Source organism: Rhodococcus sp. MT28 (assembly GCF_058792695.1).
Genome location: NZ_JBXAFD010000003.1, coordinates 486,158 through 505,924, shown reverse-complemented (window position 1 = coordinate 505,924; position 19,767 = coordinate 486,158). Strand labels below are relative to the sequence as shown.

The window sequence follows — 19,767 nt, the reverse complement described above, 5'->3', positions numbered from 1 at the left end:
CGTCAGTGATCAGAGACCAGCTGCGCTACGCAGCTTGTCGGCGCGATCGGTGCTCTCCCACGGGAGGTCGATATCGGTGCGACCGAAGTGACCGTATGCCGCCGTCTGCGCGTAGATCGGGCGCAGCAGGTCGAGGTCGCGGATGATCGCTCCCGGACGCAGGTCGAAGATCTCGGTGATCGCCTTCTGGATCCGTGCCGGATCGGTCTTCTCGGTGCCGAAGGTTTCGACGAAGAGTCCGACCGGAGCTGCCTTGCCGATGGCGTAGGCGACCTGAACCTCGATGCGGTCGGCCAGACCTGCGGCAACAGCGTTCTTGGCCACCCAGCGCATGGCGTAGGCAGCGCTGCGGTCGACCTTTGACGGGTCCTTGCCGGAGAACGCGCCGCCACCGTGGCGAGCCATTCCGCCGTAGGTGTCGACGATGATCTTGCGGCCGGTCAAACCGGCGTCACCCATCGGGCCACCGAGGACGAACTTGCCCGTCGGGTTCACCAACAGGCGAACATCGGAGGTGTCGAGATCGGTGAGGTTGACGTCGGTCAGCACCGAGTGAAGCACCTTCTCGCGAAGATCGGGCGTCAACAGGTTGTCGAGGTCGATGTCAGCGGCATGCTGGGTGGAGATGACCACGGTGTCGAGACGGACAGCCTTGTCACCGTCGTACTCGATGGTGACCTGGGTCTTGCCGTCCGGGCGCAGGTACGGCAGCACGCCGGACTTACGGACCTCGGTCAACCGGCGAGAGAGACGATGAGCCAGCGCGATGGGCAGCGGCATCAGTTCCGGCGTGTCGGTGGTGGCGTAGCCGAACATCAGGCCCTGGTCGCCCGCACCCTGACGGTCGATCTCGTCGTCGCTGATTCCGTCGACGCGAGCCTCGTGCGAGTGATCGACACCCTGCGCGATCTCGGGCGACTGGGCGCCGATCGCGACGTTGACGCCGCAGGAGTTACCGTCGAAGCCCTTTGCGGAGCTGTCGTAGCCGATTTCGAGGACCGTGTCGCGCACGATCTTCGGAATGTCCGCGTACGCAGTGGTCGTGACCTCACCGGCTACGTGAACCTGGCCGGTGGTGACCAGTGTCTCGACGGCCACGCGGGCGCGCGGGTCCTGGGTGAGCAGCGCGTCGAGGATCGAGTCGCTGATCGCGTCACAGATCTTGTCCGGGTGCCCCTCGGTGACGGACTCGCTGGTGAATAGCCGACTGCCGGACTTGCTCACAGATCTCCCTCTCGACGACTGAGTTCTTGACTACAGCTTATTGAAGTATCCGAATCACCGTTCGGTGACCGTTTTGTCATGCTTTGTTAGCTGGGGGCTGAGCCGACGATAACGGTTGGACCGCCTGCGCAACACCCTTGTACTCACCCGATTATCGTGGGGTAACTCTCACCACCGGGCGCGTGTCGCTACTCGGGAAAGAGCTTGACCAGGGCGTCGAGTACTCGACTGGCCATCAAAGCCTTGGATCCGTGTTCGAGAGCGGACTCCGAGCCGTCGGAACCGAGCAACCAACCGTCGTTGTGATCGACCTCGAACGCCTTGCCCTCGCCGACCGCATTGACCACGAGGAGATCGCAACCTTTGCGGGCAAGCTTGGAGCGGGCATAGGTGAGAACGTCACCATGGGCGTCACCGGTCTCAGCGGCGAATCCGACGATCACCGTTCGAGCATCCAAGTCGCCGTCACGACGCGCTTCGACGAGACCGGCGAGGATGTCGGCATTTCTGGTGAGGCTGATCGAGTCGGGTTCGTTTGCGCCCTTCTTGATCTTGCTGCCTTCGACGGTGGTGGGGCGGAAGTCCGCGACAGCCGCAGCCATGACGACTCCGTCGTGTCCCGGTGCGTGCTTTTCCACTGCCAACCGGAGATCTTCGGCCGTCTTGATGTGCACGACGTCGACAGCGGCGGGGTCGGCGAGATCAGCCGTGTACCCGGCGATCAGTGTCACGTGCGCGCCGCGTTGCGCGGCAAGACGGGCGAGCGCGTAGCCCTGTTTGCCCGAGCTGCGATTACCGAGAAAGCGCACGGGATCGAGCGGCTCGCGAGTACCGCCGGCGGTGACCAGAATGCGGCGACCCTCCAGGTCGCGCGGCAACGCGTCCGAGCGCTCGAGGAGCAACGATGCCAACCCGACGATCTCGTCGGGTTCGGGAAGTCGACCGGCTCCGGTGTCTTTCCCTGTCAAACGCCCGGAGGCAGGTTCGATCACGTGGACGCCGCGCGAACGCAGTGTCGCCACGTTCGAGACCGTTGCGGGGTGCTCCCACATCTCGGTGTGCATTGCTGGGGCGAAGACGACCGGACAGCGCGCGGTCAACAAAGTGGCCGTCAACAGGTCGTCTGCGCGACCCATGACCGCTCGCGCCATCAGATCAGCGGTTGCCGGCGCGATGACGACCAGATCGGCTTCCTGTCCGAGACGGACATGCGGAACCTGCGGGACGTCGTTGAAGACGCCGGTGTGAACCGGGTTGCCGGAGAGTGCTTCGAACGTCGCGCGCCCGACGAACTCCAGAGCGGATTCAGTCGGAATCACGCGGACGTGATGACCGCTCTCGGTGAAGCTGCGGATGATCGAGCACGCCTTGTAGGCGGCGATACCCCCACCGACACCGACGACAATGCGCTTACGTATCGATGTGGGCGCGTCGGACACTCCCCCGACACCCGAACGAGGTTCGGGTGCGGCAGATGTGGTGCTCACTCGCCTTCGGTGTGCTCGAGGAGATCAGCGTGGATTTCACGCAACGCGATGGACAGCGGCTTTTCCTGCAGACCGGGCTCGACCAGAGGTCCGACGTATTCGAGGATGCCGTCACCGAGCTGGTTGTAGTAGTCGTTGATCTGGCGCGCGCGCTTGGCCGAGTAGATGACCAGGGCGTACTTGGAAGAGGTGCGTTCGAGCAACTCGTCGATCGGCGGGTTGGTGATGCCGAGCGGGGTGTCGTAGGCAGGCAGAGCGCCCTGACCTGCTGCGGACGCGGCTGAAGTGCTGCTCACTCTTGTGTCTCCTGAATTAGATCTTCATTGAAGAACTAGTTTTATCGATCCGGATATCTGAGAAACGGGGTGGAAATCGGTTCCCGAAGGGTGCGGAATCAGTTCCCAACCAACAAGGATACCAACTCATCGCAAGCACGGCTTACATCCTCGTTCACGATGACCGTGTCGAACTCGTCCTGTGCGGCCAATTCCACTCGGGCCGTCTCGAGTCGGCGCGCCACGACGTCTTCCGTTTCGGTTCCACGTCCGGTCAGCCGTTGCACCAGAACGTCCCAGCTCGGTGGAGCCATGAACACCAACAGAGCCTCGGGCATCGCCTTGCGGACAGCTCGTGCTCCGGCGAGATCGACCTCGACGAGAACGGGCTTTCCAGCTTCGAGCGCTTCTTCGACCGGAGCTGCGGGGGTGCCGGAGCGCTGCAGGCCGCCGTGGATTTCCGCCCATTCGAGAAGTTCACCGGAGTCGATCATCCGTTGAAATTCTTCACGGGAGGTGAATCGGTAGTCCTTGCCGTCCACTTCACCTGGACGGGGATCGCGAGTGGTCGCCGAAACACTGAAAACGAGTTCAGGCAACCGAGTTCTCAGCTCGCGAACGACGCTGGACTTACCGACAGCCGAAGGGCCGGCCAGTACAACCAGCCGACCCCTCCGCACTGCGGTCTTGCTCTCTGACACTGTTGCGTCAGCAATCATCAGACACTGCCGCGTCAGCAATCATCACTTGTCGGCTCAGGCCTCGAAGTCGAACTTGGTGAGCAGAGCCTTGCGCTGCCGATCACCGAGGCCACGAAGGCGACGGGTCGGTGCAATCTCCAGCTCGGTCATGATCTCCTGAGCCTTGACCTTGCCCACCTTGGGCAGCGCCTCGAGCAGTGCCGAAACCTTCATCTTGCCCAAGATTTCGTTGTCTTCGGCGTCCTTGAGGACCTGCTTGAGGTCGGTGCCGCCACGCTTCAGGCGCTCCTTGAGCTCAGCCCTGGCCTTGCGGGCAGCAGCTGCCTTCTCCAAAGCAGCAGCGCGCTGCTCATCAGTCAACTGGGGAAGGGCCACGGTTCCTCCGTCTCGTCGTGTGCAAATTTTGTCTATTCCGCTGATAACCAGCAGCGATAGCGACCGTACTCACGCCTGGCGCGAATTGCTAACCCACCCCCCGCGGTCCGATGCAGATCGCGGTGGGTTATGCGCGTCGAATCGATGTCACGGATCGTCACCGTTTTCGGCTGGATCGAGACGAATTCGACGCCACACGAACGTGCGTACAGTACCGAAATAGACTGTAACACAATGTATTTCGACCCATAGCGTGCGACACCCCCGTGCGAGTGTGCGAAATCGTTACCTGCGGGAATGAACGTGGTCGCCGACACATCCAAAATTTTCGAGCATTTTCGACGCCTATGCGCGTGTCGCGGCCCGTTTTCAGGTCTGCAGCGACGATTTCGGATCGCCGGCGTCGACCGTCTCGGGTTCGATTCGACTCACGCCGGGGGCGGCCAGAGCGAGCACTACCGCGAGGCTCGCCCAGAGCAATGAATTCTCCAGCACGAAGCCGACTACCGGGATATCCATGTCCGCGCCGACTCGAGGAAGCCGAAACAGCACTACGACAGCGGTGAGACCGATCGCGATCCAGGACCACACAGGGACCGATCGAGTGCCCTCCCCCACGCCCGACTTGATCGGAACGAGGAGTACACCCACCGCCGGCACCAACCACACGAAGTGGTGCGTCCAGGCAATGGGAGTCACGATTGCCGCCAGCAGAGCCACCACCGTGAAACCGGCGAGATCGCCCCGCAGGCGCTGAGCGCGCCGCGTCGCGACAATTCCGAGGACACCCAACACCGCACAGGCGACGAGCCAGGCCGGACCCACCAGGCCCTCGGGAAGTAGCCGCAAGGCCATTCCACGCACGGACTGGTTACCGAACACGGACGGGTCGCCGACGGCGACGCGCCCCGAGAGTGAGGCGATGTCGCCGAAGTAGTCGATCGTCTGGCGCTGGAGAACCGCAAAGCCCAGAGCCGTGGCGCCGAGGAAGCCGGCGAGGCCGCCCGCAACTGCTTTCCAGCGCCCGGTGATCACGTAGTAACCGATGTAGACGAGTGGCACCAGTTTGACCGCGCCGGCGATCCCCACCAGCACGCCCTCGGGAATCCACCGTGGTCGAGCCAGCACGTCGATCAAGCACAGGAGAGTCAGAAACAACCCGACCTGGCCGTACCCGAGGTGATCGGAGATCGGCGATGCCGCCGTCCAGAGGACCAGGAAACCCACGTAGACGACGACTGGCCGCTTACGTGTGAACGGGACTTCGCGATAGCTGAGCACGATGATCGCGGCCAGCATCAGGAGGCTGACGAAACTCCATCCCCACTGGACCGCACCCCAGGAACCCAATGCGACGGGAACGGCGACGAGCGCAGCGAAGGGCGGATACGTGAACGGCAATCTCGCGTTGAACGACTCGTCGTACAGGTTCGAGCCGTCGAGGACGGCCTGACCCGCTGTCCGGTACACGGCAAGATCGTCGCCGTGTACGCCGGTGACGGATTGGAACCCGGTGGCCAGCAGCGCGCACGCCGCGACGAGAAGTCCGATCTGCCACCAACGATTCACCGACGGACGGTACCACCGGGTTCCACCGCTCGAACGAGCCTCGAGGTCACTCACGGATCAGTTCGCCAATGCGGCTTCGATCTCGTCTCGGTCACGCATTGCTGCCTCCCGAAGTGCCGATACCGAAGGACCATGCTTGAGCACCCCGCGGGAAGTGTTCGGCAGCAGGAGCTCGGTCGATCCCGCGAAGATGTCTGCGAGATCCGCTGCCGTCGCACCCTGCGCGCCGAGTCCCGGAGCGAGAATCGGGCCGTTGAACTGCGACAGGTCCAGACCGTGGTCCCGAGTTGCACCGACCACCAGTCCGACGGTGTCACGGCCGTCGACGTTCGCATCGACCGCAGCGTCGACGATCGACTGAGCCACGCTCACACCGTCAGCCGACGACTGTTGAAGTACGCCGCCTTCCGGATTGGAGGTTCGTGCCAGGACGAAGATCCCGCGTGCGTTCTGCCGTGCCAGTTCGAGTGTCGGAGTCAGCGCCCCGAATCCCAGGTACGGCGAAACGGTGACCGAGTCGGAGGCCAACGGCGAATCACCCAACCAGGCTTGCGCGTACGCGTCCATCGTCGAACCGATGTCACCGCGCTTGGCATCCGCGACGACCAGCGTTCCCGCATCACGAAGAACCGAGATGGTCCGCTCCAATACGGCGAAGCCGGCGCTGCCGTAAGCCTCGAAGAACGCGACCTGCGGTTTGACCAGTCCGACCTCACCGGTGAACGCCTCGACGCAGATCTCGGCGAAAGTCTCGAGACCTTCGGCCGTACGCGGCAGTCCCCACGCGTCGAGAAGCGCGGGATGCGGGTCGATACCGACGCACAGCCGCCCCCGGTCCGCGATCGCGGACCGGAGACGCTGCCCCCAACTGTGACTCACGACTGCTGTGCCGGCTGACGAAGACCTGCGTGCAATTCCTGCAGGGAGTGAACTCCGATGTCGCCGCGAATGGCTGCTTCGATGCCCTGCACGGCAGCCGAGGCGCCCTGCACCGTCGTGATGCACGGGATGTTCGACGCAACCGCTGCGCTTCGGATCTCGTAGCCGTCGACACGCGGGCCGTTGTTGCCGTACGGCGTGTTGATGACCATGGCGACCTCGCCGCTGCGGATCTGGTCGACGATGGTCTCGGCACCGGCCGGAACATCTTCACCCGACTGCTTGTACACCTGCTTGCACTCGATACCGTTGCGCCGCAAAACATCTGCGGTTCCTTCGGTGGCAAGAATGGTGAATCCGAGGTCTGCCAGGCGCTTGACCGGGAAGATCAGCGAACGCTTGTCCTTGTTGGCGACCGAGACGAACACCGCGCCCGTGGTGGGCAACGAACCGTAGGCGGCAGTCTGCGACTTGGCAAAAGCCGTACCGAAGTCGAAGTCGATTCCCATGACTTCACCGGTGGACTTCATTTCCGGGCTGAGCAAGGTATCCACGCCGGTACCGTCGGCGCGGCGGAAGCGGTTGAACGGCAACACAGCTTCCTTGACCGCGATCGGTGCACCGGCCGGGGTGTTTCCGCCGTCGCCCTTCGCCGGCAGAATGCCGCTCGCACGCAGTTCCGCGATGGATTCGCCGAGCATGACGCGGGCGCATGCCTTGGCCAGCTGGACGGCCGTCGCCTTGGACACGAACGGAACCGTGCGGCTGGCGCGGGGATTTGCTTCCAGCACGTAGAGGATGTCGTCCTTGAGGGCGTACTGGACGTTGAGCAGGCCCTTGACGCCGATGCCCTTCGCGAGAGCCTCGGTGGAGCGGCGGACGTTCTCGAGATCCGCCCGGCCCAGAGTGATGGGCGGGAGCGCACACGCCGAGTCACCGGAGTGAATGCCGGCTTCCTCGATGTGCTCCATGACGCCGCCGAGGTACACCTCGGTGCCGTCACACAGAGCGTCGACGTCGATCTCGACCGCGTCTTCGAGGAAGCGGTCGACCAGGACCGGACGATCGTCGGAGATCTCCGTGGCGCGCGAGATGTAGTCGGCGAGGGAAGCCTCGTCGTAGACGATCTCCATGCCGCGACCACCGAGCACGTACGACGGACGCACCAGCACCGGGTAGCCGATACCTGCCGCGATCTCGCGGGCGCCGTCGAACGTGGTGGCGGTACCGAACTTCGGTGCGGGCAGACCGGCTTCGGTCAGTACGCGGCCGAATTCGCCGCGGTCCTCCGCCAGGTCGATGGCTGCGGGGCTGGTTCCCACGATGGGGACGCCGGCAGCTTCGAGACGCTTCGCCAGTCCGAGCGGGGTCTGGCCGCCGAGCTGGACGATGACGCCGGCAACGGTGCCCGACTGCGCCTCCGCGCGGTAGACCTCGAAGACGTCCTCGAACGTCAGCGGCTCGAAGTACAGGCGATCAGCGGTGTCGTAGTCCGTGGAGACGGTCTCGGGGTTGCAGTTGACCATGACGGTCTCGTACCCGGCCTCGGACAGCGTCTGCGCCGCGTGGACACACGAGTAGTCGAACTCGATACCCTGACCGATGCGGTTGGGGCCGGATCCGAGGATCAGAACCTTGGGTCGCTCGGTCTGCGGAGCAACTTCGGACTCGGCCTCGGGATCGAGCTCGTAGGTCGAGTAGTGGTACGGCGTCTTGGCCTCGAACTCTGCGGCGCAGGTGTCGACGGTCTTGTAGACAGGGCGCACGCCCAGCTGATCACGCAGAGCGCGAACGGCGTCCTCACCTGCGTGCGTGTCACCACCGAGTTCGGGGCGCAGAGCCGCGATCTGGCGGTCCGAGATGCCGTGGTACTTGGCCTGACGCAGGGAAGCCTCGTCGAAAGACTCTGCAGCGCGCAGCTTTTCACCGAGCTCGTGAATCTGCTGGAACTGGTCGAGGAACCACGGATCGATCTTGGTGGCGTCGAAGAGCTGCTCGACAGTTGCGCCGAGCGCGAATGCCTTCTCGATGCCGTACATGCGGCCGTCCTGCGGAACGCTCAGATCGGCGAGCAGTGCATCCAGGCTCTCCGTCTCGATGTCGGCGCCGGTCCAGTAACCCGCACGCTTGGTCTCGAGCGAACGCATGACCTTGCCGAAAGCCTCGGTGAAGTTGCGGCCGATGCTCATGGCCTCGCCCACCGACTTCATCGTGGTGGTCAGAGTTCCGTCGGCACCGGGGAACTTCTCGAAAGCGAACCGCGGAGCCTTGACGACGACGTAGTCGAGCGTCGGCTCGAAGCAAGCCGGGGTTTCCTTGGTGATGTCGTTGACGATCTCGTCGAGCGTGTAGCCGATGGCAAGCTTGGCCGCCATCTTCGCGATCGGGTAACCGGTCGCCTTCGACGCCAGAGCCGACGAGCGGGAGACACGCGGGTTCATCTCGATGACGACCAGGCGGCCGTCCTTCGGGTCCATCGCGAACTGGATGTTGCAGCCGCCGGTGTCGACGCCCACCTCACGCAGAATGTCGATGGAAAGGTCGCGCATCGCCTGGTACTCGCGGTCGGTCAGCGTCATCGCCGGGGCGACGGTGACCGAGTCTCCGGTGTGGACACCGACCGGGTCGACGTTCTCGATGGAGCAGACGATCACGACGTTGTCGCGACTGTCGCGCATGAGCTCGAGTTCGTATTCCTTCCAGCCGAGGATGGATTCCTCGATCAGGACGTTCGCCGTCGGCGACGCGGCCAGACCGCCACCGGCGATGCGGTTGAGATCGTCGACGTCGTACGCCATGCCGGAACCGAGGCCGCCCATGGTGAAGGACGGACGCACGACAACCGGGTAACCGAGTTCGGCGACCGTGGCGTGTACTTCGTCCATCGTGTAGCAAACTGCGGACTTCGCGGATTCGCCACCGACCTTGGCGACGATGTCCTTGAACTTCTGGCGATCCTCGCCGCGCTGGATGGCGTCGAAGTCGGCGCCGATCAGTTCGACGTCGTACTTCTCGAGGATGCCCTGCTCGTGCAGCGCCACTGCGGCGTTGAGCGCAGTCTGACCGCCGAGCGTCGCGAGGACGGCGTCGATCTTGTTGCCCTGCAAGGCTTCCTTGGCGATGACCTTCTCGAGGAACTCGGCCGTGATCGGCTCGACGTACGTGGCGTCGGCGAACTCGGGGTCCGTCATGATGGTGGCCGGGTTGGAGTTGACCAGGCTGACGCGCAGGCCCTCCTCCTGGAGGACGCGGCAGGCCTGGGTGCCCGAGTAGTCGAACTCGCAGGCCTGACCGATGACGATCGGACCGGAGCCGATTACCAGGATGTGCTTGAGATCTGTACGGCGTGGCATTAGTTCTTGACTCCGGTTTCTTTCCGTGCGGAGAGCAGGCTGGTGAAGCGGTCGAAGAGGTACGCGGCGTCGTGCGGGCCGGCTGCCGCCTCGGGGTGGTACTGCACCGAGAAGGCCGAATCGTCCAGCAGGCGAACACCTTCGACGGCTCCGTCGTTGGCGCAGGTGTGGCTGACCACCGCGCGGCCGAACGGGGTGTCGAATTCCTGACCGGCTTCGCCTTCGAGCGCGAAGCCGTGGTTCTGAGCGGTGATCGCGATGCGACCGGTCTGATGCTCGATCACCGGGATGTTGATTCCGCGGTGGCCGAACTTCATCTTGTAGGTGCTCAGGCCCAGGGCGCGGCCCAGGATCTGGTTACCGAAGCAGATACCGAACAGCGGCAAGCCCTGTCCGATGACCTCTTTCGTGAGGTGGACTGCGCCGTCGGCGGTGGCCGGGTCACCGGGACCGTTGGAGAGGAACACTCCGTCGGCCTTCAGGTCGAGGATCTGTTCGAGACTCGCATTGGACGGCAACACGTGGACGCGGATACCGCGCTCGGCGAACATGCGCGGGGTGTTGGTCTTGATACCGAGGTCGATGGCGGCAACCGTGTACAGCGCCTCCCCGCCCTTCGGCTCGACGACGTAGCCGCTGGTGGTGCTGACCTCACCGGCAAGATCAGCGCCGAGCATGGTCGGCTGATCCTGAACCCGTCGGACCAGTTCGTCATCGGCGGCGATGGCTTCACCGGAAAAAATTCCGGCCTTCATCGAACCGCGAGTACGCAGGTGGCGAACCAGGGCACGAGTGTCGATCCCGGCGATTCCGACGATGCCCTGCTCTTCGAGCTTGGCCTGCAGCGAACCAGTTGCACGCCAGCTCGAGGTGACGCGCGAGGGGTCACGAACGACGTACCCGGCAACCCAGATCTTGGCGCCGGCACGCTCGCCGGTCGGTCCGACCGACTCGTCGTCTTCGTCGTTCCAGCCGGTGTTGCCGATCTGCGGTGCGGTGGAGACGACGATCTGGCGGTGGTAGCTGGGATCGGTGAGCGTTTCCTGGTAGCCGGTCATTCCGGTGCTGAACACCGCTTCGCCCAGGGTCTGTCCAACCGCACCGAAGGTGGTTCCGCGGAACACCCGTCCGTCTTCGAGGACCAGTACTGCGGGGCTGTTGTCAAAGCCGCTCATGCGTTCTTTCCGTTCTGCTCGATGTCGCCAGAGCTTGCGTCTTCGTTGTCATTCGTCTTGTTCGAAGCGGTCTTGTTCGAAGCAGTCACCGGCTTGACCCAGTCCGGATAAACCGTCTTGTCGTCACCGCGCACGCCCGTGTCGATCTCGGTTCCGCTCGGCAATTCCCAGCGAATCACCAGGACGCCGTCCTTGCTCATGACCTTGCCGGCAAGACCGTTCTCCGTGCGGATCGCGCGGATCGACTTCTCCGGAATCCAGATCGCCGACGCGCCGTCACGCTCGACCAGAATTCCGCCGCTGTAGCGGCTGATCTCGCAGGTGGCGCGGAAACCGAGGTCGCCGACGGCGATACGGTCCTGCCAACTGGGTGCGATGGTGCTGCCGACGTACAGGCCGGTGGTCGGCAGGACGAGCAGTTCACCCAGGGTTGCCGGGACCGTCGGCAGTTCGCCGATCTTGTCTTTCTGGCGTCGAGCGCGTCCACGCCAGCCGACGTACATCAGGCCGATCATCGCGACCCAGAAGATCGCCAGACCGATGATCCACAGTGCTCTGTCCATGACGCGCTACTCCTCGCTACTCCGCAGCCGCACATTCCCGTCGTGTGCGGTGATGCGGCCACGTAACAGTGTGGTCGTGACCCGAGCGGGCAATGTCATCGACTCGTACGGAGTGTTATGCGCGACACTCGCCAGGTCGGGACCGTGGACCGTCCACTCGGCCGATGGATCGACCAATGTCAGGTTCGCGGGCTCCCCCACCTCGATGGGACGGCCCTGATCGTCGAGGCCGACGATTGCCGCGGGGCGCTCGCTCATGACCCGGGCAACACCGCGCCAGTCCAACAAGCCGGGCTGGACCATCGTCTGCACGATGATCGAGAGTGCGGTCTCGAGGCCGAGCATTCCAGGGCGAGCGGCTGCGAACTCGCAGCACTTGTCCTGCTCGGCGTGCGGAGCATGGTCGGTCGCGACGCAGTCGATGATTCCCTCGGCCAGACCCTTGCGCAGCGCGGCAACATCACTGGCCTCACGCAAGGGCGGGTTGACCTTGTTGATCGCGTCGTACGTCTCGAGCCGTGAATCGTCGAGGAGCAGGTGATGCGGGGTGACCTCGGCGGTGATCGAAATCCCTTGGCTGCGAGCCCACTTCACGAGTTCGACGGTTCCGGCGGTGGAGGCGTGGCAGATGTGAACGCGGGCGCCGGCGTCACGCGCGAGCAGTGCGTCGCGGGCCACGATCGATTCTTCGGCTGCTCGCGGCCATCCGGCCAGGCCGAGACGCGCGGCCGTGGGGCCCTCGTGGGCGACCGCACCGACGGTCAAACGCGGCTCTTCCGCGTGCTGGGCGATCAGGACGCCCAGTGAGCTGGAGTATTCGAGCGCGCGACGCATGATCAGTGGGTCGTAGACGCAGTGGCCGTCGTCGGAGAACATCTTGACCTTGCCGACGCCTGCGGCCATGGTCGCCATCTCGGCGAGTTGCTTGCCTTCCAGGCCCGCTGTGACTGCGCCGACGGGGTGGACGTCGACGAGGCCGACTTCCTGCCCGCGTCGCCAGACGTGATCGGTGATGACCACCGAATCGGCGACGGGACTCGTGTTGGCCATCGCGAAGACCGCGGTGTATCCACCCAGAGCCGCTGCCGAGCTTCCGGTTTCGATGGTCTCGGTGTCTTCGCGGCCGGGCTCACGCAGATGTGTGTGCAGGTCCACGAAGCCGGGAAGCAGGATCTGCCCGCCGGCATCGATCACCTCGGATGCCGTGGCCGGATCGAGGTCCACGCCGATCTCGAGGATCGTGCCGTCGCCGACGAGTACGTCGGTGGGCTCACCTTCTCCGTAGATCAGGACTCCGCGGAGCAGGACACTCACGGGTGATTCTCCGTTCTCGTTTCTGGTCACAGCGCACCGTCCTCCGACCCGACCAGCAGTCGGAACAAGACAGCCATGCGCATGTGTACGCCGTTGGTAACCTGTTGCAGTACAGCAGTTTTGGAGGAATCGGCAACGGCGGATGCAATCTCCATGCCGCGCAGCATCGGGCCGGGGTGCAGGACCACCGCGTGATCGGCCAGCATCGCCAGCCGCTTCTCGGACAGGCCGTAGTTGATCGAGTACTCGCGCTGCGACGGGAAGAAGCCACCGTTCATGCGTTCGGCCTGAACCCGCAGCATCAGCACCGCGTCGAGTCCGGGCAGTTCCGCGTCGAGCGAATGCGAAACCGTGACCGGCCACGTGTGCGCACCGACCGGCAGCAGTGTCGGCGGCGCAACAAGAACAACCTCGGCACCGAGCATCGAGAGCAGCAGTGCGTTGGAGCGGGCGACACGGCTGTGCAGGATGTCGCCGACGATGGCGATCCGCTTGCCCTCGATGTCGCCGAGACGCTGGCGAAGGGTCAAAGCGTCGAGAAGCGCCTGAGTGGGGTGCTCGTGCGTGCCGTCACCTGCGTTGATGACTGCCGGGCCACCGTCGTCGGCCGCTCCGGTCCACTTTGCGATCTGGTGGGCGGCGCCCGAAGCCGGGTGGCGCACGATGAGTGCGTCGGCACCGGCCGCGCGCAGGGTCATCGCGGTATCGCGCAGGGATTCACCTTTGGACACCGAGGAACTGGATGCGCTGACATTGATGACGTCGGCACTCATCCATTTGCCTGCCACCTCGAAAGACACCCGGGTGCGCGTCGAGTTCTCGAAGAACACCGTCATGACCGTGCGTCCGCGCAGCGTCGGGAGCTTGCGTACCTCTCGTCCCAGAAGTGCCTGCTCGAACCGTTCTGCCTCGTCGAGAAGTTCTACCGCGGACTCACGATCGAGGTCCGCGATGGAAAGTAGGTGCTTCACGCGCTCTTACCCCCGGAGATGACTACCGCTTCCCTGCCGTCGTGCTCCTGGAGGAGAACCTTGACGTCCTCGGACCTCGCGGTCGGGACGTTCTTGCCGACGTAGTCGGCGCGCAGCGGGAGTTCGCGGTGACCACGATCCACGAGCACTGCGAGTTGGACCGCGCGGGGGCGGCCCAGATCGCGCAACGCGTCGAGTGCCGAGCGCACGGTGCGACCGGAGAAGAGGACGTCGTCCACGAGAACGACCAGCGCATTGTCGACGCCACCCTCGGGGACGGACGTGCGCTCGAGCGGGCGGTGCGGCTTGTTCCGGAGATCGTCGCGGTAGAGGGTGATGTCGAGAGATCCGATGGGAAGTCGCACACCGGAGAATTCTTCGATCTTGGCGCGCAGTCGCGTGGCGAGGGTGGTTCCACGCGTCGGGATACCGATCAGGACCACACGAGGGGCAGTTCCCTCGGGTCCGTCGAGTGCGGTCTTCTCGATGATCTCGTGAGCGATCCGCGCGATGGTCCGGCCCACATCCTGGGCGGACAACAATTCGCGGGTTTCGCTACCTGCCTCGGCACCGACCGGCGCCTTCGAGTTACCTGGACCTGCAAGATCGGATGGGCGAGACCCTTCGGGCACGCTCATGCAGCGACCTCCTTCTCCGCCTCACTGGACGGATCGTTAAAGGATGTCTGACGGTCCCCACCCTATCAGCCGACAGACCTGATCCCGCCGTGCGAGCAGCGACTCCGACCGGTTGTGTGCAGACACACAACGCGCTCGGTGACACTCGCACGGCGGTGGTGGAACAAAACTTGCTACTCGGTACCCGAATCCGATTCCTGCGCGCGCTGGGAGGTCGCGGCCGCAGCCGATCGAACCTGCGGCGCAACGAGAACGACCTGGCCGAGGATTCCGTTGACGAATCCCGGAGAGTCGTCCGTCGAGAGCTGCTTCGCGAGTTCGACGGCCTCGTCCACGGCGACAACCGGCGGAACGTCCGTCGCGTGGAAGAGCTCCCACACGGCGATACGCAGAATCGCACGGTCGACGGCGGGCAGACGCTCGAGCGTCCAGTCCTGCAGATGCGAGGAGATGACCTGATCGATCCGGTCCAGATTCTCCGCAACGCCGGACACCAACGTGACGGTGTAGGCCGCGACGGGTGCTACCGCGTCGTCCTTGACGGACAGATCGGAACGCTCCGACGCCAGTGCGACCGGATCGAGGTCACGTGCCTCGGCTTCGAAGAGGAAGTCGACGGCACGCTTGCGCGCCTTGTGGCGTGCACCGAGTTTCTTATGTGTGCCGGACACTCAGGAATTCACACGCCCGAGGTAGTTGCCGTCACGAGAATCGACCTTGAGCTTGTCACCGGTGTTGATGAAGAGCGGGACGTTGATCTCGGCACCGGTCTCGAGGGTCGCAGGCTTGGTGCCGCCGGTGGAGCGGTCGCCCTGCAGGCCCGGATCGGTGTGCTTGACGACGAGCTCGACGGTGACCGGAAGCTCGACGAAGAGGGGAACGTCTTCGTGGGTCGCGACCTGGACTGCCATGTTCTCGAGCAGGAAACGCGACTGGTCGCCGACGGTGGATTCGCTGATCGACACCTGGTCGTAGGTGTCGCCGTCCATGAAGATGTAGTCGCTGCCGTCGTGGTACAGGTACGTCATGTCACGACGGTCGACCGTGGCGGTCTCGACCTTCACACCGGCGTTGAACGTCTTGTCCACTACCTTGCCCGAGAGCACGTTCTTGAGCTTGGTGCGCACGAAGGCAGGGCCCTTGCCGGGCTTGACGTGCTGGAACTCGATGATCGTCCACAGCTGGCCTTCGATCTGCAGAACCAGACCATTCTTGAAATCACTGGTGGAAGCCACTTGCTTCGCGTCTCCTAGGGGTCGGGAAACCGTCTCAGACGACGGTAAGGTCTTTTGCGGTCAGTGTGAGCAGCTCTGGCCCCTGCTCACGAACAACGAGCGTGTCCTCGATCCGTACACCTCCGCGCCCGGAGAAGTACACGCCCGGCTCGACGGTCACCGCCGCGCCGGAAAGAAGTGTACCGGTGCCGAGCTTGCCGATCCCCGGTGCTTCGTGGATTTCGAGCCCCACACCGTGGCCGAGGCCGTGCAGGAACAACTCGCCGTAGCCTGCATCGTCGATCACCGCACGGGCGACGGCGTCGACTGCCGCACATTCGACACCCGGCGCGAGCGCGTCGCAACCGGCAGCTTGCGAACGCGCGACGAGCTCGTAAATCTCCCGTTGCCAATCGGAAACGGACTCGAGCACGTAGGTCCGTGTCATGTCCGAGTGGTACCCACCGACCTGGGCTCCGAAGTCGAGTTTGACGAAGTCACCCGACGCCAGGATCGCATCGGTCGGTCGGTGATGCGGAATCGCCGAGTTGGCGCCGGCCGCCACGATCGTCTCGAAGGAAATACCGTCCGCCCCGTTGTCGAGCATCAGATTTTCCAGCTCGCGGCCGACCTCTCGTTCCGTTCGGCCAGGTCGCAGGCCACCGCGAGCGATCAACTGCGCCAACGCGACATCGGCTGCGGTGCACGCGGCTCGCAACAACTCCACCTCGTACTCGTCCTTGACCATGCGCAATTGTTCGACGAGTCCGCTCACCGGTTCGAACCGGATCTTCGGCGCTGCTTCGGTCCAAGCCCGATGTTCGGCGAACGTCGCCACATGTGACTCGAACGCGAGAACGGGCGCCGTGGACTTCTCGATCAAGTGCGCAGCACTCGAACGGGCGATTTCGGCCCGAAGGTCCGGCACCTGCTCTGACACCTGCGTCACGTAGCGGCCGTCGGTGCAGATCACCGTCTCACGCTCGTCGGACGCTGAATCGGATGCACTGACGACGAGCGCCGCATTGGAACCGGTGAAACCGGTGAGGTATCTGATGTTGAGGAGATCTGTGACGAGAATCGCGTCGAGTTCGCGCTCCGAGAGGAGACGTCTGAGGGATTCACGGCGTGTTCTGAAGTCGACCGGCATCCCTCGAACCTACCGCCCGCGCAGACCTGCCGATCAACTCGAAACTCGCGGTTACAGCAATAAGTGTGGGTTAGGCCACAAGGTGTAATGGGTTCTAGTTAGGCTGTACCCATGAATGCGTGGTTGGTACGTGGCCTCGGCATGGCCCTGATACATGTTGTGTTTCGTGCGTTGCTCGGTGCAGCGATCGCACAGTGGCCACTTCAGGGGTCCACCCTGCGCTGGCTGTCCCTGTTGATCGTCATCGTCTTCGCCGCGATCTGGGGTGGTATCGACGGCATTCGTGACCGCCGGAATTTCCCCGAACCCGAGGACGGCGCCGATCTGACCATGCTGTGGCTCAAGGCCGCATTGGTCGGCGGGTTCGTCGCCGGCGCTGCCAGCTGGGCACTCAGCCTGGTCCCCTCCCTCGAACTCACCCAGCAGGGCTTGTTCTTCGAGGTGACCTCCGGTGCGGCGTTCACGATCCTTCTCATCTTCGTCCCCGCCATGATCGCCATCACCGTCGGACGCTTCTTCGTCAGCCGTGAACAGCGCAAGAACGGAACAGCTCCGCAGACCCCGTCCCACGAGCGTCACCACGAACCGGTGCCCGTCAGCGAGGGCTACGACTCCCCCACCGAGCAGCACGCATACAGCGGAGCCGCGATGTCCGTCGAGGAATCCGACGCCGATACCGCGGTCTTCCCGGCGATCGATCTGGGCAAGCGCGAGCAGTAACGCCCACCGTCCACACAACCGAATGCGGCCCCGAGGATATTTTCCTCGGGGCCGCATTCGTGTGGCTGTTTTTTCGACTTCCCTCGTTCAGCCTCGCTCGGCGAGGAACCTGATCGCCAGCGGATACGCGGCGACGCCGAGTCCGACGATCACTCCGGTCGCAATCGGACTCAGGTAGGAGTGGTGCCGAAACTCTTCTCGCGCATGAACGTTCGAGATGTGTACCTCGACGAGACCTGCGGTCAGTTCGGCGCATGCATCTCGCAGGACCACCGACGTGTGCGTCAAGCCACCGGCATTGAGGATCACCGGTTCCCCCGCGTCCGCCGCGTCGTGGATCCAACCGAGCAGATCGCCTTCGTGATCGCTCTGACGGACGATCACCTCGACGCCGAGCTCCTTGCCTGCCGCGACGCACAATTCGATCAGATCGTCGTGTGTGGTCGCGCCGTAGACCTCGGGCTGACGCTTACCCAGACGCCCCAGATTGGGTCCGTTGACGACGTTGATCCTCACAACAGGACCGTTCCGCCGGCCGGCCGCGCATCGCGGGCAATCGCGGAGTACGCCGCAACCAGCAGACTCGGATCCGGCCCCTCGAGGCGACCCGGCTTGGCCAGTCCGTCGAGGACCACGAAACGCAGCAGCCCGGCACGGTTCTTCTTGTCGGTCTGCATTCCCTTCATCAGATCGCCGAACGCATCACCGTCGTACGACGTCGGCAGCCCGACGAGATCGAGGATCGACTTGTGACGATCCGCGGTGGCGTCGTCGAGTCGGCCCGCGAGCCGTCCGAGTTCGGCAGCGAAGACCAGGCCGACGGAGACAGCGGCACCGTGGCGCCACTTGTAGCGCTCACGACGTTCGATCGCGTGGCCGAGGGTGTGGCCGTAGTTGAGGATTTCGCGCAGATCCGACTCGCGCAGATCCGCGGCCACGACCTTGGCCTTGACCTCTACGGAGCGCCGAATCAACTCGGGCAGAACAGTTCCCGACGGATCGAGAGCTGCCTTGGGATCGGCTTCGATGAGATCCAGGATCACCGGGTCGGCGATGAATCCGGTCTTGATGACCTCGGCCATGCCTGCAACGATCTCGTTGTGCGGCACAGTCTCGAGCGTCGCGAGATCGATGAACACCGCTCCCGGCTCGTGGAACGAACCGACGAGGTTCTTGCCCGCTTCGGTGTTGATACCGGTCTTGCCGCCCACTGCTGCGTCGACCATCGCGAGCAAGGTGGTGGGGACGTGAACTACCTTGACACCGCGCATCCACGTAGCCGCGACGAAGCCGGTGAGGTCGGTCGCCGCTCCCCCGCCCAAGCTCATGATCGCGTCGCTGCGAGTCAGGCCGATCCGGCCGAGCACGTCCCAGCAGAAGCCCGCCACAGCAAGATCCTTGCCGTCCTCGGCATCGGGGATCTCGATACGGTGGGCGTCGATTCCCTTCTCCGCCAACGCAGCTCGTACGGCCTCCGCGGTCTCTGCCAGCGGCGGCTGATGGAAGATCGCGACAGTGCGCGCGCCGTCGAACTCGGCAACGAGATCACCGAGCAGGCCGCGGCCGATCACGACCGGGTAAGGACTTGCGGTCTTCACCTCTACACGTACGGGTTCGGTCACTGCTCCACTACTCCGCTCCGGTTGTTCATTTGTCTTGAAGTTTCGACACCAGTTGCCCGACGACGCGCGCCGGACTTCGGCCGTCGGTCCGAATCCGAATCGTGGCCGAACGCCGGTACAGCGGACGACGACGCCTCATCAACTCCTGGTACTTGACCTTGGGATCTCCGCCGGCCAGCAGCGGGCGATGATTGTTCGCCCCCGTGCGGCGAAGCCCTTCGGCGACACTGATCTCGAGGTAGATGACCGTGTGCCCCTGGAGCAGTTCGCGCGTGCGATCGGAGAGGATCGCACCACCGCCGAGCGAGACGATTCCGTCGGTGGCCTGCAACGCTTCGCGAACCACCGATTCCTCGATTTCACGAAACCGAGGCTCTCCGTCATGGGTGAAGATCTCCGGGATCGTCCTACCCGTGGTCCGTTCGATCTCGGCGTCGGTATCGACCAACTCGAGTTCGAGTGCCTGCGCGAGACGTCGACCGATGGTCGATTTGCCGGCACCGGGCGGACCGATGAGTACAGCCTTCGGCTTCATCG

Annotated in this window: 20 protein-coding genes; 1 reads left to right on the top strand and 19 read right to left on the bottom strand. The window is 64.0% G+C overall.

Going from position 1 to position 19,767, the window contains the following annotated elements; translation table 11 throughout:
• Window positions 1-9: 9 nt before the first annotated feature.
• The 16 genes from metK to AC1Q6C_RS15050 all read right to left on the bottom strand — a co-directional run bounded on the left by metK (window position 10) and on the right by AC1Q6C_RS15050 (window position 16,888).
• Window positions 10-1,224 (bottom strand): methionine adenosyltransferase, encoded by a 1,215-nt coding sequence (gene metK, locus AC1Q6C_RS15125; RefSeq protein ID WP_003944827.1) that lies wholly within the window; start codon window positions 1,222-1,224, stop codon window positions 10-12.
• A 188-nt stretch (window positions 1,225-1,412) separates the two neighbouring features.
• Window positions 1,413-2,711, bottom strand: a complete 1,299-nt coding sequence (gene coaBC / locus AC1Q6C_RS15120) for a bifunctional phosphopantothenoylcysteine decarboxylase/phosphopantothenate--cysteine ligase CoaBC (protein WP_003944888.1) — start codon at window positions 2,709-2,711, stop codon at window positions 1,413-1,415.
• On the bottom strand, window positions 2,708-3,007 hold the full coding sequence (gene rpoZ / locus AC1Q6C_RS15115) for a DNA-directed RNA polymerase subunit omega (RefSeq protein ID WP_003944996.1): 300 nt from the start codon (window positions 3,005-3,007) through the stop codon (window positions 2,708-2,710). The genes coaBC and rpoZ overlap by 4 nt, the downstream gene beginning before the upstream one ends.
• 98 nt (window positions 3,008-3,105) lie before the next feature.
• Entirely contained in the window at window positions 3,106-3,705 is a 600-nt protein-coding gene (gene gmk, locus AC1Q6C_RS15110) for a guanylate kinase (RefSeq protein ID WP_003944801.1), read from the bottom strand.
• Window positions 3,706-3,741: 36 nt separating this feature from the next.
• Window positions 3,742-4,062 (bottom strand): integration host factor, actinobacterial type, encoded by a 321-nt coding sequence (gene mihF, locus AC1Q6C_RS15105; RefSeq protein WP_003944825.1) that lies wholly within the window; start codon window positions 4,060-4,062, stop codon window positions 3,742-3,744.
• A 369-nt stretch (window positions 4,063-4,431) separates the two neighbouring features.
• Entirely contained in the window at window positions 4,432-5,631 is a 1,200-nt protein-coding gene (locus AC1Q6C_RS15100; protein ID WP_230359849.1) for a glycosyltransferase 87 family protein, read from the bottom strand.
• Between the two features lie 57 nt (window positions 5,632-5,688).
• On the bottom strand, window positions 5,689-6,510 hold the full coding sequence (pyrF, locus tag AC1Q6C_RS15095) for an orotidine-5'-phosphate decarboxylase (protein ID WP_054828348.1): 822 nt from the start codon (window positions 6,508-6,510) through the stop codon (window positions 5,689-5,691).
• On the bottom strand, window positions 6,507-9,863 hold the full coding sequence (gene carB, locus AC1Q6C_RS15090) for a carbamoyl-phosphate synthase large subunit (protein WP_003945010.1): 3,357 nt from the start codon (window positions 9,861-9,863) through the stop codon (window positions 6,507-6,509). The genes pyrF and carB overlap by 4 nt, the downstream gene beginning before the upstream one ends.
• The gene (carA, locus tag AC1Q6C_RS15085) at window positions 9,863-11,038 is read right to left on the bottom strand and encodes a glutamine-hydrolyzing carbamoyl-phosphate synthase small subunit (RefSeq protein ID WP_007728009.1); all 1,176 of its coding nucleotides are present in this window, start codon (window positions 11,036-11,038) and stop codon (window positions 9,863-9,865) included. Before carA ends, carB begins: the two co-directional genes overlap by 1 nt.
• On the bottom strand, window positions 11,035-11,601 hold the full coding sequence (locus AC1Q6C_RS15080; protein ID WP_003944773.1) for a PH-like domain-containing protein: 567 nt from the start codon (window positions 11,599-11,601) through the stop codon (window positions 11,035-11,037). The genes carA and AC1Q6C_RS15080 overlap by 4 nt, the downstream gene beginning before the upstream one ends.
• Before the next feature lie 6 nt (window positions 11,602-11,607).
• A complete protein-coding gene (locus AC1Q6C_RS15075; RefSeq protein ID WP_003944990.1) occupies window positions 11,608-12,915 on the bottom strand; it encodes a dihydroorotase in 1,308 nt (435 codons plus the stop codon).
• Between the two features lie 26 nt (window positions 12,916-12,941).
• On the bottom strand, window positions 12,942-13,886 hold the full coding sequence (locus AC1Q6C_RS15070) for an aspartate carbamoyltransferase catalytic subunit (RefSeq protein WP_003944883.1): 945 nt from the start codon (window positions 13,884-13,886) through the stop codon (window positions 12,942-12,944).
• Complete coding sequence (gene pyrR, locus AC1Q6C_RS15065; protein WP_003944977.1) at window positions 13,883-14,524, bottom strand: bifunctional pyr operon transcriptional regulator/uracil phosphoribosyltransferase PyrR; 642 nt, start codon at window positions 14,522-14,524, stop codon at window positions 13,883-13,885. Before pyrR ends, AC1Q6C_RS15070 begins: the two co-directional genes overlap by 4 nt.
• Before the next feature lie 173 nt (window positions 14,525-14,697).
• On the bottom strand, window positions 14,698-15,195 hold the full coding sequence (gene nusB, locus AC1Q6C_RS15060; RefSeq protein WP_007728014.1) for a transcription antitermination factor NusB: 498 nt from the start codon (window positions 15,193-15,195) through the stop codon (window positions 14,698-14,700).
• A complete protein-coding gene (gene efp / locus AC1Q6C_RS15055) occupies window positions 15,196-15,759 on the bottom strand; it encodes an elongation factor P (protein ID WP_003944958.1) in 564 nt (187 codons plus the stop codon). It lies immediately after the preceding gene.
• Window positions 15,760-15,793: 34 nt separating this feature from the next.
• Window positions 15,794-16,888, bottom strand: a complete 1,095-nt coding sequence (locus AC1Q6C_RS15050) for a M24 family metallopeptidase (RefSeq protein WP_003944812.1) — start codon at window positions 16,886-16,888, stop codon at window positions 15,794-15,796.
• Window positions 16,889-16,999: 111 nt separating this feature from the next.
• Between AC1Q6C_RS15050 and AC1Q6C_RS15045 the strand changes: the two genes are divergently transcribed.
• Window positions 17,000-17,608, top strand: coding sequence for a B-4DMT family transporter (locus tag AC1Q6C_RS15045; RefSeq protein ID WP_019748369.1), 609 nt, complete (start codon window positions 17,000-17,002; stop codon window positions 17,606-17,608).
• A gap of 87 nt (window positions 17,609-17,695) precedes the next feature.
• Here the strand turns inward: AC1Q6C_RS15045 and aroQ are convergent, their stop codons facing one another.
• From aroQ to AC1Q6C_RS15030, 3 genes are read right to left on the bottom strand one after another with little or no spacing between them, the layout of a single operon-like run.
• Window positions 17,696-18,124: a type II 3-dehydroquinate dehydratase gene (gene aroQ / locus AC1Q6C_RS15040; protein WP_003944916.1), complete on the bottom strand. Its 429-nt coding sequence runs from the start codon at window positions 18,122-18,124 to the stop codon at window positions 17,696-17,698.
• Complete coding sequence (aroB, locus tag AC1Q6C_RS15035) at window positions 18,121-19,230, bottom strand: 3-dehydroquinate synthase (RefSeq protein ID WP_003944873.1); 1,110 nt, start codon at window positions 19,228-19,230, stop codon at window positions 18,121-18,123. The genes aroQ and aroB overlap by 4 nt, the downstream gene beginning before the upstream one ends.
• A 25-nt stretch (window positions 19,231-19,255) precedes the next feature.
• The gene (locus tag AC1Q6C_RS15030; RefSeq protein WP_030536425.1) at window positions 19,256-19,765 is read right to left on the bottom strand and encodes a shikimate kinase; all 510 of its coding nucleotides are present in this window, start codon (window positions 19,763-19,765) and stop codon (window positions 19,256-19,258) included.
• Window positions 19,766-19,767: the final 2 nt, after the last annotated feature.